We start from the raw sequence: 13,351 nt of genomic DNA, 5'->3' as shown, positions 1-13,351 counted from the left end.
CAGTGACCACGAGATGGTGACGTGAGGGCGGTGTGCCCGAGGAGTATGGCTCGGGGCGACCAGTCTGCGACAGCGATGGCGTGCGAGCGAGGCGACATTCGATCACACCCGGCGGTTCGGTGACGCGATCGTCGTCACACCGGGACTGTAGTAGTGCACGGGCTCGGTCTCGGGGTGGGCGAACCCATTAGCCTCGAACAGCGTGTTGCTCTCGATGGCCGGGTCAGACTCGTACAGCGGCCACGGCTCGTGGTCGATGGCTGCGTACCGCAGCGAGCCGTCCTGTGCCTCCGTGTAGTAGCGGTAGCGCTCGGTGAGGAATTCTTCGAGTGACCCCGCCTGTACGTCGAGCTCCGGACCGGATGGACCGTCGGTCCCCTCGAAGTGAACGGGGCGAGCACCGGGGTGCAATCGCCGACTCTTGAACCGGATGTCGTCGTTAGCTCCGGTGAGCGAACAGCGCGCGTAATAGTACGGGAGGTGGTGGAAGAGGCGGGCACCGACGACGCCGAGGATTCCCTGGGCATCGAGACTGAAGACGTACACTCCGTTGTGGCCGTCGTGGGTGACGTACGTCCGAAGGTTGAGTTCCGGAAATGGGAATCCCCAGCCCTCGGGAACCCAGGTCGGGCGGACGTCGACGTTCGTGAACGGGACGACGGATAGCCAGGCGTCGCCGTCGTACGTATCGACCGAGAGTGCCGACGGGAGGTGGGCGTCGAGGATCTCGGGGTCGATGGGCCAATTCGCGAACAGGACGTGTCGCCAGCCCATGTAGCGTGCTGTTACCATTGCTCGAACACCTCGACACGGGCACCACTCGGGTCGCGGGATGCTGCGTACACGGTTAGGATCCTCCAGGGATGGTGACGGGCTCGAACCGCTGGAGGCCGAAGTACGTATTCAGGACGGCCCCGAATCCGACGACTGCGACGGTGAGCTGTGCGATTCCGCCGAGGTAGGGAACGAGCCCGACGAGCTCGAGGAGGAGCAGGAACGCGGCGATCCCTGCGAGCGTCGCGACGCCGTCGCGCTCGATCGGGAGGCGCGTCCCGATGAGATATCCGAATACGGCCTGGCCGTAGAGGATGACCAAGAACTCGGCGAACAGCCCGACGATCGCGAGCGGGAGCAGGATGAGAGTGAACGCCATGTAGACGAAGAGTACGAGTAGGGTCGTTGCGCCGAGGCTGCCGACGACGGCGTTGACGAGCGCGTGCTCGGTGATCGCCGCGCCGACGTTCTCGATGACGAGTGGGTGCCGTTCGGCGAGCCACCACCCGAACGCGCCGAGGACGAGGAACTGCAGGAGGTACGCCCCGATCCGCTGAGCGGGCGAATTCGACGGGGTTGGCGGCTCGAATTGCGACACGCGGCCGACCGACGCGTCGGAGCTGACCGCAGCGGAGCCCGAATACGTCCGGAGGGTTCCGGTCACGGTCGCGCCGTCATTCACCGAGAGGTTCCCGTCGAGGAGCGTCACGTCGCCGTCGACGGTACCGTCGATGGCTGCGGTCCCACCGATCACGTAGATGTGGCCCTCGACGGTCGCGTCACCGGGGACGATGGTGGTCCCGCCGGCGACGACGTGGACGTCCGTGAGCGAGTCGACGTCGTTGACCCCCTGAAACGTCACGGACATCTCCTGAACGTCGCCGCCCCCGATGGAGATCATGAGGAGGACGACGATGAGGAGTGGGATGGCTTCCGTCGGACTCATGCACTCGCACCTCCGGTCTCGCGAGCGAGTTCGACCATCCGTCTGGCGTACAGGCCGACCGCGAGTCCGAACAGGAGGAGCAGGGAGAGCGCCTGCACCACGTTCAGGTGAGAGAGGAGCGTGAGGTCGGCCGCCTGGAAGTACAGCGCGAGCGCGGTGCTCGAGAACGTGGCGAGCCACCCGGCGACGCCGATCCCGATCGCCGAGTGGGTGCCGATCGTCTCTGGCGTCGAGAGATCCGGCCAGAGCGCGAAGTTCAGCGTCGTGTAGAAGCTCACGGCGATCGCGTACAGGGCGGGATTCAGGGGTGAAGTGCCGCCGCGAGCGATCGTGGGGAACACCTCGGCGATTCGCAGGTCGGACGTGTACATGACGTGCGTGAGGGCGAACAGCGCGAACGTCCAGAGGAAGACCCGCGAGAGCGAGTAGTTCGCGTAGACGACGCCAGCCATCACCGCACCGACGACGTGTGCGACGGCGATGAACAGGCGCGTCGAGAGATCGGGCGACTGCCAGGAACTCAGCAGGAGTGACGGCGTGTCGATGATCCGGAGGAACCCGAGGCTGTCGATGAAGAACACGCCGAACATCAGGACGACCGGGACGACGAACGCGAAACTGCGTGCCTGAATCGGCTCCCCGTGACAGAACCGCCCAGTACCGTACGTCTCGTGTTGCTCCCCGAGGGTGTCGAGGATCGCATCGAGACGGTCGAAGCGGACGAACGACAGGACGGCCAGAACGAGGATGCCCGGTGCCATCGCGGCGACCATCAACTGACTGAAGACGTCGATCGACCAGGAGAGCGGAATCGCATTGGCAAAGAAGTACGCGATCGCCGTGATCGCCGCGGCGACGTACCCTCGGTCCGGCACCGGCACGAGATCGATCGCGAGCGAGAACGAGACCGGAAACCCGACGCCGAGCCCGATCGACGCGAGGACGATCCACGCGCCGAACCCGGGGACAGTCCGAATCACCGGGGCGACGAGCGTGAGCGCGAACTGGAGGCAGACGACGCCGAACAGGAGTCGGAGCTTCGTTCGGAGGTCCGTGCTCCAGCCGCGTCGGTCCATCGTCACGCCAGTCACGACTGCGACGACGAGTGTCACGAGCGCGAGCGAGGCCATCCACATCGAGACGGCAGTCTCGGACATCCCGACGAGGCGTGTCCCGAGGTCGATGAGTCCCAGCTGGACGAACGTGATGTTGTAGTAGTACCCGGCGACCATCAGAGCGACGAAGAGACCGTACCCCGCCACCGGTATCCATCGGCGCTCCCGAACGTGCGAGTTCAACTCCATCTGAGTCGTCTTGACCTGTTGTGATCACGAACGGCCATTAATTACAAACCCTCGGCCCCGAACGAGGGACCGTCCTCACTGGGATCGTCGGCGGGCTCGTCTCGTCCACGGCAACGATGGCCTCGATTGCGGAGAAGACGACCCGGAACGCGACGCTCTATCACGTCTGTGCCTTCGCGGTCGTCACCGATTCCATCGTGATGTTCCCCCGAGCACTCGTCGAGATCGCAGCCGTCAACCCTGATTTCTCCCGAGCATCGCGTTCCCGTTAGGAGCGATGACTGTTGTCGGGGGGGCTGCTGCCGGGGTGTTGTACTGGCGAACTGCATCAGACGAGACAGTGGACTCGGAGGAACTCAAGGATCCGTTACGCCTGCAGCCTGCTCTCCTCTTCGGGGCCATATTCGCGACGGTGTTATTCGTCTCCGAGTACCTCAACGAGTGGTTCGGGGCATCGGTCGTATACGCGACCGCGTTCTTCTCCGGACTCGCTGATGTCGACGCAATGACGATCACGTTGGGTCGACTCGCAGCCGAAGGAGCAGTTTCGACAGAGGTGACCTCCTCCTCGCCGTTCACGGCGAGGCGTCCCACGGCACCGCGCCGCTGGGTTGGGATATTTGCTGGTTTACGACCCCTCGGCATGACGGGCCGATGGCGTTCACGAGAGCGGTGCTCTCGTGCAGCCCATCAGAACGGCGAAGCCGTTCTGAGGACGGGGCCACACCGCCGTTACTCCTATCCCCGGCGGAGGGACTCGGAGGTATCTTGCAGCCGAGACACCACAGCGGTTCGAGCGGGTGTCTCGAACGTTCTGGGCCTCGGAGTCCCGATACTGTCCGATTAGTACGGCGGTCATGCCGCCTCGGTGGACGTCATGCGACGAATTGATGATACGTAAATATCCGCAGTAGCGGCAGCACGTGGGTCGCGGAGGAATTGTCGGATTCACGCCCGCCGTAAACGACGGGATCCTCTCCTCGAAGAAAGATAGTCACGACGGGAATCGTCATCGCGGCTATCGAAACACCTTCGTCAAAGCCGCGTTGGCATGGGTTCTTGGTACCCACAGGTTAGGCCGACTCGTGTCGATTGTGCTCGGCATCGTTGTCCTGAGCGATCTGGCTTTTCTCGTTGCTTGAACTGTCCGCCCACCCACGGACGTTCCCGTCGAACGTCGTCTCGTGACGTTGCGGGGGACAACTACTTCACTGGGAGGGGGCATCCGGGTTCGGGGAGAACCCAAATTCTATGTGATCATCCAGGCAACCCCCGGGGACAACGAATAAATGAACACTATCTTTCTCTTCCGCTCTTTGAACGCCGGCTGGCCGCTACAGCTACTCCCTGGACCGTTTCCGGTTTCGCTCGACGTGGTCGTCGTACTGGCGATCATCGCCATCGTGTTCGTCCTCTTCGTCACCCAGCCGGTACCGATCGACGCCACCGCGGTCGGCCTCATGGTCGCCCTCGTCCTCCTCGGCGAGTGGACCGGCGTGTCGCCGGAGCAGGGTGTCTCCGGCTTCTCGAACCCCGCGACGCTCACCGTCTTGGCGATGTTCGTCCTGAGCGAAGGCGTCCGACAGACCGGCGTTATCCAGATCCTGACGAGAAAACTGATCGCGTTCGCCGGAGACAACGAGTTCCGGCAGTTGCTCGCCACGGTCACGCTCTCCGGGCCGCCCGGCGGGGTCGTCAGCAACGTCTCGGTCGTCGCCGTGTTGATACCTGCGATAATGAACCTCGCCCGGCAAACGAAGACGTCGCCCTCGAAGCTCCTGATCCCACTGTCGTTTGCCTCGATGCTGGGGGGGATGCTCACCGTCGTCGGGACGATAACGAATCTCCTGGCGAGCGAGGTGTGGGTCCAGGCCGGCGGTCCCGACGCACGGCCGTTCGCCCTGCTCGAGTTCACGCATCTGGGTGCTATCGTCTTGCTCGTGGGGATCGTGTACCTGCTCACCGTCGGTCGATATCTCACTCCAGCACGGATCGAGCCGGCGGAGTCGCCCACCGACGCGTTTGGCATGACCGACTATCTCACCGATGTCGTCGTCATGGAGGATTCACCGCTCGTCGGTTCCCGGGTCGGGGAACTGAGCGAGCGGGACCTCGATCTCGACGTGTTCCAGATCGTCCGTGGCAATCGGACACTCTCCCGCGGACTCGGATCCGAACGCATCCGGGCTGGCGACGTCCTCTCCGTCAGGGCCGATCAAGAAACCCTCCAGGAGGTCATCGAGCAGGACCACCTGCAGCTGTTACCGGAGGTCATGGAGGCGGCCACGGAGGACGATGCGTCCCTCCCGCCCGGCTTCTCGCCACGGCGTCACGGCTGGGAGCCGCCCGACGCGGAGCGCAGCGACGCTCTCACCGAGGACGAGGCGTCTAGTGAAGACACGGAGGAAGACGGTAACGAGACGGCGGAGGAGATCCCCGAGGATGAGATCGAACTCACCGAAGTCGTGCTATTGCCCGGGCCCAGGTCGAGTCGGCGCAGCGGGGTCGCAGACTTCGAGCGCGACTACGACGTGACAGTGCTGGCGATCCGGCGCGGCGACGAGGTGATCCGCCAGCGTCTCCGAGAGGTCCGGTTACAGGCCGGCGACGTCATCCTCGTCCAGGCGCCCGACCAGGTGCTCGATCGCATCGCGAGAGACACGAACGTCGCCATCGCGGGCGAGGACAGGTGGGAGGAGTTCGACCGATCGAAGATCCCCATCGCGCTGGGGATCCTCGCCGGTGCCCTCGGACTCGCGGCACTCGACGTCCTCACGCTCATGGTGAGTGCGCTGACGGGCGTCGCGGCGATGTTCTTCACCGGCGTCCTCACGCCCGAGGAAGCGTACGAGGCCGTCGACTGGGAGGTGATCTTCATGGTGGCGGGGGTCATTCCGCTCGGCATCGCGGTCGAGGCCTCCGGGACGGCGGCCCTCATCGCCGACCTCGTCGTTTCCGTCAGCGTTCTCCTTCCCGTGATCGCGGTTCTGGGACTGTTCTACCTGGGGACCGCGGTTATCACGGAGATGGTGAGCAATTCCGCCAGCGTCGTATTGCTGCTCCCGATCGGGGTCGAGGTTGCTGGCCAACTCGGCGCCAACCCCTTCGCGTTCGTGATGGCCGTGACCTTCGCCGCCAGCACACCGCTACTGACCCCCGTCGGCTACCAGACGAACCTCATGGTCTACGGCCCAGGTGGGTACAAATTCACTGATTTCGCACGCGTCGGCGCACCGTTACAACTGATACTGACTCTCGTTACGACTGTTGGCATCGCATTCTTCTGGGGTCTGTGACTTTAGAACGGACGTTCGGCTGCCTGTCCACTCGAGAGAGTATCTGTTGACAAACCTATTTCACCGAGATAACAGGTACATCAGCACGGCGAATTACACGTTCGGTAACACTACCGAGGAGGAACCGACGTATCCCCTTTCGACCGTGGGTCCCCATCACGATACAATCGACATCGTGCTCCTCCGCATATCTGATAATCTCGAGATAGGGGGGGCCGGCCAGTATCGAGGTCTCGGTCGGCAAGTACGTCGACGACTGGACCTTATCGAGGGCGATGTCCAGCGCCTTCTCACCGATTTCCACAAGGGCTTCTCGTAGCCTCTCGACTCTATCGCCGTTGATCACCTGTCCTATCTCAACGACGTAGATGAGATGTAGTTTCGCGTCGACCGACCTCGCCAGTTCACCCGCATGGCCAACGGCAGTATATGCACACTCGCTCCCATCAGTTGGAACGAGTACTGAACTGATCTCCGCATCGATAACCGTCCCCTCGTGGACCGTCATGACTGGTACGGGAGACTCGCGCAGGGTTAGTTCTGCGACGCTCCCGAGGACGGCCCGGCTGAGACTGAGTCCACTCCTGCCCCGGGTTCCCATCACGATACAGTCGATACTGTGTTTGTCTGTGTAGGTGAGGATTTCCTGATGGATCGACGTCCCCTTTTCGATGACCCTCCTCGTAGCCTCGACACCGGAAGAAGCAGCCGATTCGACAGCCGCTCGTACTGCCTCCTCGCCACCTCGGGCGGGGGCATTGACACCATCAGCATCAGTGGCGGTCTGGCCTTGTTCGAGGACGTGGATTACGTGTAGTTCCGCGTCGAACTGATCGGCGAGTGTAACAGCTGCTTCAGCTGCAGTCGACGAGGCTTCACTGCCGTCAGTCGGTAGCAGAATGCGTTGATACATGACGGTTTTCTCATGGACGATCGGCCTCTGTTGAGATAAATATGGGCTGTGGTCGGACTTATTGGGGTTCCTGGATGAGTAGATACCGAACCTGAACAGCTACGTTTCGGCCGGCGATTCGATCGACGCGTGCGTCGATTCGATCACCCAGTTCCGGTGGTGCCTCCCTTCTCGGAGCCCCTATCGAGATCGTAACTCGAGAGGGGCTCTGCGCAAGCAGATCGTCCGAATATTCGAACTGAACTTCGAGAAGAGCGAACTCCGAATAGGCCGGATCGTCGAGGATCCGTTGAATATCGTCCCGGATCGATTGTTCGACAGTGGCAGTCTGATACGAGGAGAACGTCACGGTTCCGAGGAATGCGGAGAGGAGCAGAATGCTGATCAGGAGAACGCCGACGCGCTTGAAGAACGTCCTTCTGGTCTGCTCGATATGGAACCACTTGGCGGGCCGATACCCCATATACCAGAGCACGAGGAGTGCGGCGAGATTGATCGACAGGACGTTAACGAGGAGTAACACGCCGGAGCCCACAGCGAGTGCCGTATTCCCCCATGCGATACCGATGCCGACCGTCGCTGCGGGAGGAACGAGTGCCACGGCAATCATGACGCCAACCAGTGCCGACGAGAGTCCAGAAGCGAGGCTAATCACTCCCGCAGCTCCCGATCCGAGGGCAACCACGAGTGACAGGATATCCGGGCGAAACCGTTCGCGGATCTGTGAGATAGACAGGATATCTAATCCCGGGGGGACGAGATTCCCTGTTCTGATGAGAATCGCAAAAAGAGCTGCACCCCCGATCGTGAGTGTGGCTCCGATAATCTGCAGTTTGACACCGTCTCGAAAGAGGTCGCGATCCCGGAAGACCGTGCCAACGCTCGTCGCCATCGCGGGACCAATGAGCGGTGCGATCACCATTGACCCGACGACGACGGCAGCAGAATCTAGAAGCAATCCTGCCGTCGCAATGATCGCACTCACGATAGTCATGCCAGCATATATCGGCATGGACGCTGGGACGAGATCCTCGGCAGCGCTCTGGAGCTCCTCCTTGGCAATCTGTTCGGGGCTTTCAGAATCCTTCGTAAATCGCTCTTCGAGCCGGTCATAATCGCGAGAGGCAACCGATTCTGTTTCGACGGTCACTGTGATGGTGTCATCGTTTAGCCCGGTTTCTCGAAGGCTGTCTAACACCGGCTCAACAGCACTCGTTGGAAGGGGGAAATGAACCGCACAGGTGTATCCGCGTCCGCTCGTCTCATCAGTAAGCGTATACTCTATCCCTTCATCATCGAGAACATCAAGAACGGCCTCTCGTTTTCCGGTCGGAATAGTCACGAAAACCAGCCGGGCCATGAGAACAGCGACTCAGTCCCACGGGATAAATGGTGCCACAAGGATTCTGCCGGTGTGAAGGGAGTACGGTACATACGATGGATGAATCAGGAATCCACCTGTGCCGTTCTGGGCCCTCACTACTATCGGCCGACATCGGGTTCATCAGTCGTTCGGCATCGAAGGACGCATCTTCGAGCCGAGTCCTCCACTTCGGGATCCCGAGCCGGCGGCGAAACTCTATGATAACCTGTCCAGCGCCGAGGGGAAGCAGGCTCATGCCGAGCACCACCAGCCAGCATTCGAGGCCGATGGGTGCAGTGCTCAGTGCCAGCGAACCCCCCGGCAGGTAGACAGTGGCGATCACCAGCAGGGTGGACTGGCCGAGGGCACCCCAGACGTACGGGTTCGCGGTGAATTCGTTGCGCAGGATACCCGACGTGAGCCCTCGCATCTCGCCTGCCATCGGCGGGGGAATCTATAGTAGCGTTTGGAACCGATGACACACGCCGGACGGGGACGGTCCCCCCGTCCGTGCGTAAAGACGTCCAAACGCTACTATAGCTCGGCAGTATCGTCCCGGGAATATTGTGGTGTCTCTCCGGAGCGACCGTAGCGTTATCCTTTGTCCCGATAAAGAAGACGGCATGCCAGATACGAAAGAGGGTCGAGAGAAGCAGGCACGTGACGCAGACAACCGCCAGCGGAAGCGGGAACTCGAAGATGCCCGGCAGCGAGCGGACGAACCGGAACCACCACGTGACGTATCTGACGTGGCCGAGGAAGCGCTTGGTGAGGAAGACGGCCCCCAAGACTCCCCTCGCACGTGTCATCGTCGGGGCTGTGAAGAACCCGCAACGTTCGTGGTCATCGAGCGCTATCAGGAAGAAACTGGTCACGGAGCCGTTACGGCTGAAGCGCTCTTGTGCCGGGAGCACACCGCTGAAGAGAGTCCGACGAACCTCGATCACGCCTATCCCGACTACGTGTTCCGTGTCGTGCCACTCCCTGAGACGGACGATATGGATACGAAGTGACTAGGTAATACAATTACCTGAGGCTACGTCGTTGGCTCACTCATCGCGCTCGCGAATGGTTACAACTGGTATCTGACCACCGATGACGAGGACGTGAATCAGCTTCTCGTCTACCGGCGGCCATCCTTGGACTGTGGGGTACCGCAGCACTGTTGATGTTCGGCGGCGATGTGGAACGAATCATCGTCGACGCTGTCGTCGCATCCTTCGGTGGGCGGGTATACTGGCGGTACTCGTGATTCCAGTGATGCTCGAACCGCGTCCTGCTGTTTGCCGACGTGGACCGACGCACCCACGACGACGGCGTCATACCCTTCGAGAGTGGACGGTTCCGGTCGGTCAGGCACATCGATCTTCGCCACGTGACCGCGCTGGCTGGTAGTGGTCGCGATCTTCGCCACGTGACCGCGCTGGCTGGTAGTGGCCGCGATCTTCGCCGTTTGGCCTTCACCCGTCCCGTAGAGCATCAGAACGGAACTCACGTGTTCTCACACCTCGATGTGGTGTTCGCCGCACCAGCAGATCTCTTCCGGTCGAATTGGTAATTCCGTCCGAATCACGGTGCGACGGAAGCGGTAGTACGCAGTGGGGCAACTCGGGACCCGCAATATGCGTCCAGCCTTGGCGCGTGTTCACTCAACGCGGTCCGATTCGGTCTCCGGTGGGAGGCCGGCATCCTGTGGGGTTGGCGGGTCGCGATTCGCGAGGCGGTCCCCGCCGTAGACGACGATCAGGAGGAGCGCAATCAGCACGAGCGGAACCGCGCCGGTGACCTCGGCGAGCAGGTTCAGCCAGGGATCCGGCACACCGTTCGGAATGAGCGCCTCCGGATCGGCGGGGTGGAAGATCCCCATCGCATTGACACCCGCATGGAACACCGCGACGGCGAGGACGCTCCCGCCAGTGCTGTTGTACATCCACGTCCAGAGGATCGAGCCCGCGAGGATGGAGACGATCCAGAGGAGTTGCTGGGAGAGCGGCCAGCCGCCGTGGGTGGTCGTGGCGTTCAGAAACAGCGGGAGGTGCCAGGCGGCCCACGTGACGCCCACGATCGCACTCGAGATCAGCGCGCTGTAGGAGTCCTGGAGGATGGGCAGCATGAAGCCACGCCAACCGAGATCTTCCTGGCCGCCACCCCATACGGTCCCCCACGCCATCGCGAACAGGTAGATGAACGGTGACTCGAACTCCGTGAGGTCGATCGGACCCCCGGCCAGGACGAACAGCAGGACGCCGAGCGAGAGGATGACGAACGGGAGTCCGATCGCGAGCGTCCACCATTTCACACCGATCCGCCACTTGAACATCTGTCCGACCCAGGTCCGGAGGCTCCCGCCGGAGGCCCAGATGACGATCGCCGCGCCGATCGGCGGGCCGAACCCGCCGAAGCCGATCAGGATCGAGTGCGTCCAGGAGGCTTCCATGCCCGAATAGGCCAGCGCACCCTGGATCGTCCAGGTGAACGCGTACGCGATCGCGACGAAGCTCAGAAGACGATGCCGATCTATCCACGCGCGGATACCAGACATACCAACGATTTGGTATACGTCGTAGTTAACGGTACTCCCGGCTACCGGGATTTCGGCACTACACTCTTCTCGACTCGCCTCGGATTCCGTCGAGCGCGAGCACGTCGCCTGTGATGGCTGTGGGGCTGGTCGTCGATGCGCTTGCAGTCCTCACACGGTTCCGTGTCGAATTCGGCTACCTGGAAGGCCCACTACAGCTGTGTGCGATATGTAGTCTCGGCGGCCCAGCAACGTACTGGACACGCGACCTCGAGGAACATCTCGTCAGTGAGTCGTGATACAGAGTCGTAGTCGGTCGTACGTGTCAGCGATTATTCTTGAGATCCTTATCCTTCAGCACATCCAATTCGCAGTACAGATGACTAACACTGCACGCGACTACCACGGTTACACCCCGATGGACTACGATGCGGACAGCGAGACAGACGAGGCGTACCAGATGTGTCTGTCGTATCTTCTCACACACGCGCCCATCGGGCCCGACGACGTCGTGCTTGACATCGGTACGGGTACCGGCATCGTCGCTTTCGAGCTCGCGTCGAAGTGTGACCGCGTGGTAGGGCGGGATATCTACGATGAGTAGCTCCGGTACGCCCGTGAGAAGGCCGAGCAGCACGGCATAGAGAACGTCGCGTTCGGCCACGGGGTCCGTGAACGAACGTCGACGAACCGGTGGATGTCGTCGTCGCCAGCTATGCCCTCTACATGGCCTACGACGAAGGGGGCGAGGACGAATTACGCGCCGCCATCGACGGTCTCGCGTGCTGAATTCGCGGTGTGTAGTGGTCGTCGACAAGATGCGTTTCGGACCGGTACAGTCCCCAAGCGAGTACGAGACGCTGTCATGGATGGAAACCATCGCAGATCTCCTCGTGGATTCAGGGCTCGTGCTTATGGATATCGAGATCATCACTGAGTCGGTCGGTGTCATCATCGCCACCCGATAGCACCAAATCGGCAGCCTTCCATCGAACGCTCAGCCGTGCGGAGCTTTCGAAACCTGAATGAATAGCATTCCACGAGTGTGTGCCGAATCCATCATCTATTTTTCGCATGCTGTGAGAGATCTGTCTCCGATCCAAGGTGGGTTCGCCGGGGTGCGACGACTCGCTAGCTCTCGCTCGCTCGTCGCTGCCCTGCATCATGGAGAACCCGAAGCAGGATTGGCCGAGACTCGCCTCTCACTCCTCGTCTGCACGCACCCAGCACGCTGCTCGGGGACGAGTCAAGAGTTCCGGGAAACTTGATTCGTGAGCGCGAAAACCGTCCGAGCGTCACCAGTTCCAGTAATGTGGGTTCGTGAGCCAGAATCGAATGGGTGACAAACCATTTGGACGTGATTCCCGTAGACGCTCACACACAACCTCGGAGGATGAAATTGATGTGTGACTTTGTTTCATATCCAAAATCTCGTAATCGCTGTTTGGCGTCCCCCATTCTTTCCTTTCTTTCACATGTATGCCTGATCCCACTCGCGGACTTGGTCCTGCTGTTGCATACGTTGCATCAACTGTTCGTAATGTTGGCGGATTTCAGTCGCGAACCGTCGAAGCCGATCCGTATCCGCGCCAAATTCGTACAGTTGGTTCACTGCTTCTACCAGTCGTAATGACGCATCCGGATCGATGCCCTGTGTCCGCGTCGACGTGACCAGCACGCCTGCCCGGAGCGGCGTGTCGATCGCTCGGGAGACGAGACTTGCAGTGATTCCGTCGAAAAATCCCCCTGCCAGTGGCGTGAAGTCTGCTGTTTGTAACCGTTGCTCGGTGTAGTCAGGTGACGCGACGTAATGGATATCGTCGCTGCTTCCGACGTTTCGGAGGCCTCCAACACCGAGCAGGATCGCTACCTCGTTGATTTCTCGGTCCAGAATCCAGGTGAGCAATTCACGTCCGAAGACTTCGGTTGCGTGGAGCGGAACGGGGAGTTCGCTGGTTAGGACTGTCACGTCGAGGTCGGATCGTGAATGGAGTCGGGTTGGGTGGTACGGACGTCCGTTCTCGAACGGTGCGAGAGCCGGCAGCCCGTCTGCCTGAATATATCCCGTCTGCTCGAGATCCAGCTCTTCGATAAGGTAATTGCAGGCTATCATTCCACCCATCCCGGGATACGTGAATGCAGCGATGACGGTCTCTGACGGCGGCTCGTCGGCTTCGATGGTCAGGGAGATCTCCTCTGCCATACAGAACGCTCTCTATCCACCAACAAAAGCC

General features: G+C 61.2%; 13 protein-coding genes and 2 pseudogenes. 6 read left to right on the top strand and 9 right to left on the bottom strand.

Features of this window, described 5'->3' with window-relative positions; translation table 11 throughout:
* Positions 1-102: 102 nt before the first annotated feature.
* The 3 genes from WDJ58_RS21500 to WDJ58_RS21490 are packed head-to-tail and all read right to left on the bottom strand — an operon-like array spanning position 103 to position 3,024.
* Entirely contained in the window at positions 103-792 is a 690-nt protein-coding gene (locus tag WDJ58_RS21500) for a YqjF family protein (RefSeq protein WP_338915359.1), read from the bottom strand.
* Positions 793-847: 55 nt separating this feature from the next.
* Entirely contained in the window at positions 848-1,720 is an 873-nt protein-coding gene (locus WDJ58_RS21495) for a polymer-forming cytoskeletal protein (protein WP_338915358.1), read from the bottom strand.
* A complete protein-coding gene (locus WDJ58_RS21490; protein ID WP_338915357.1) occupies positions 1,717-3,024 on the bottom strand; it encodes an MFS transporter in 1,308 nt (435 codons plus the stop codon). The genes WDJ58_RS21495 and WDJ58_RS21490 overlap by 4 nt, the downstream gene beginning before the upstream one ends.
* Positions 3,025-3,080: 56 nt before the next feature.
* On the opposite strand from WDJ58_RS21490, the pseudogene WDJ58_RS26440 reads away from it, so the two are divergent.
* Positions 3,081-3,871: pseudogene (locus tag WDJ58_RS26440) on the top strand (MgtC/SapB family protein); the annotation flags it as partial.
* Positions 3,872-4,313: 442 nt separating this feature from the next.
* On the top strand, positions 4,314-6,320 hold the full coding sequence (locus WDJ58_RS21485) for an SLC13 family permease (RefSeq protein ID WP_338915356.1): 2,007 nt from the start codon (positions 4,314-4,316) through the stop codon (positions 6,318-6,320).
* A 55-nt stretch (positions 6,321-6,375) separates the two neighbouring features.
* Here the strand turns inward: WDJ58_RS21485 and WDJ58_RS21480 are convergent, their stop codons facing one another.
* From WDJ58_RS21480 to WDJ58_RS26435, 3 genes are read right to left on the bottom strand one after another with little or no spacing between them, the layout of a single operon-like run.
* Positions 6,376-7,233: a universal stress protein gene (locus WDJ58_RS21480; RefSeq protein WP_338915355.1), complete on the bottom strand. Its 858-nt coding sequence runs from the start codon at positions 7,231-7,233 to the stop codon at positions 6,376-6,378.
* 58 nt (positions 7,234-7,291) lie between these two features.
* Positions 7,292-8,593 (bottom strand): TIGR00341 family protein, encoded by a 1,302-nt coding sequence (locus WDJ58_RS21475; RefSeq protein WP_338915354.1) that lies wholly within the window; start codon positions 8,591-8,593, stop codon positions 7,292-7,294.
* Complete coding sequence (locus WDJ58_RS26435; RefSeq protein ID WP_417750563.1) at positions 8,538-9,026, bottom strand: cation transporting ATPase C-terminal domain-containing protein; 489 nt, start codon at positions 9,024-9,026, stop codon at positions 8,538-8,540. Before WDJ58_RS26435 ends, WDJ58_RS21475 begins: the two co-directional genes overlap by 56 nt.
* A 193-nt stretch (positions 9,027-9,219) precedes the next feature.
* Between WDJ58_RS26435 and WDJ58_RS21470 the strand changes: the two genes are divergently transcribed.
* A complete protein-coding gene (locus WDJ58_RS21470; RefSeq protein WP_338915353.1) occupies positions 9,220-9,609 on the top strand; it encodes a hypothetical protein in 390 nt (129 codons plus the stop codon).
* Between the two features lie 110 nt (positions 9,610-9,719).
* Here the strand turns inward: WDJ58_RS21470 and WDJ58_RS21465 are convergent, their stop codons facing one another.
* Together WDJ58_RS21465 and WDJ58_RS21460 are read right to left on the bottom strand one after the other, a co-directional pair.
* Entirely contained in the window at positions 9,720-10,076 is a 357-nt protein-coding gene (locus tag WDJ58_RS21465) for a flavodoxin domain-containing protein (RefSeq protein ID WP_338915352.1), read from the bottom strand.
* A 165-nt stretch (positions 10,077-10,241) separates the two neighbouring features.
* Positions 10,242-11,138, bottom strand: a complete 897-nt coding sequence (locus tag WDJ58_RS21460; protein WP_338915351.1) for a CPBP family intramembrane glutamic endopeptidase — start codon at positions 11,136-11,138, stop codon at positions 10,242-10,244.
* Positions 11,139-11,220: 82 nt separating this feature from the next.
* On the opposite strand from WDJ58_RS21460, the pseudogene WDJ58_RS26430 reads away from it, so the two are divergent.
* From WDJ58_RS26430 to WDJ58_RS21450, 3 genes and pseudogenes are all read left to right on the top strand, one after another.
* A pseudogene (locus WDJ58_RS26430) lies at positions 11,221-11,416 on the top strand (hypothetical protein); the annotation flags it as partial.
* Positions 11,417-11,535: 119 nt separating this feature from the next.
* Positions 11,536-11,721 carry a class I SAM-dependent methyltransferase gene (locus WDJ58_RS21455; RefSeq protein ID WP_338915350.1) on the top strand — a complete coding sequence of 62 codons (186 nt, stop codon included), beginning with the start codon at positions 11,536-11,538 and terminating at the stop codon, positions 11,719-11,721.
* A gap of 199 nt (positions 11,722-11,920) precedes the next feature.
* On the top strand, positions 11,921-12,085 hold the full coding sequence (locus WDJ58_RS21450; RefSeq protein ID WP_338915349.1) for a hypothetical protein: 165 nt from the start codon (positions 11,921-11,923) through the stop codon (positions 12,083-12,085).
* 503 nt (positions 12,086-12,588) lie between these two features.
* Here the strand turns inward: WDJ58_RS21450 and WDJ58_RS21445 are convergent.
* Complete coding sequence (locus WDJ58_RS21445; protein ID WP_338915348.1) at positions 12,589-13,320, bottom strand: proteasome assembly chaperone family protein; 732 nt, start codon at positions 13,318-13,320, stop codon at positions 12,589-12,591.
* Positions 13,321-13,351 lie beyond the last annotated feature (31 nt).

Origin of the sequence: Salinirubellus litoreus (assembly GCF_037335815.1) — an archaeon.
In the GTDB taxonomy this organism is placed as follows: domain Archaea; phylum Halobacteriota; class Halobacteria; order Halobacteriales; family Haloarculaceae; genus Salinirubellus; species Salinirubellus litoreus.
The sequence above is the reverse complement of the archived record's forward strand: the minus strand, read 5'-3'. Positions and strand labels throughout refer to the sequence as shown.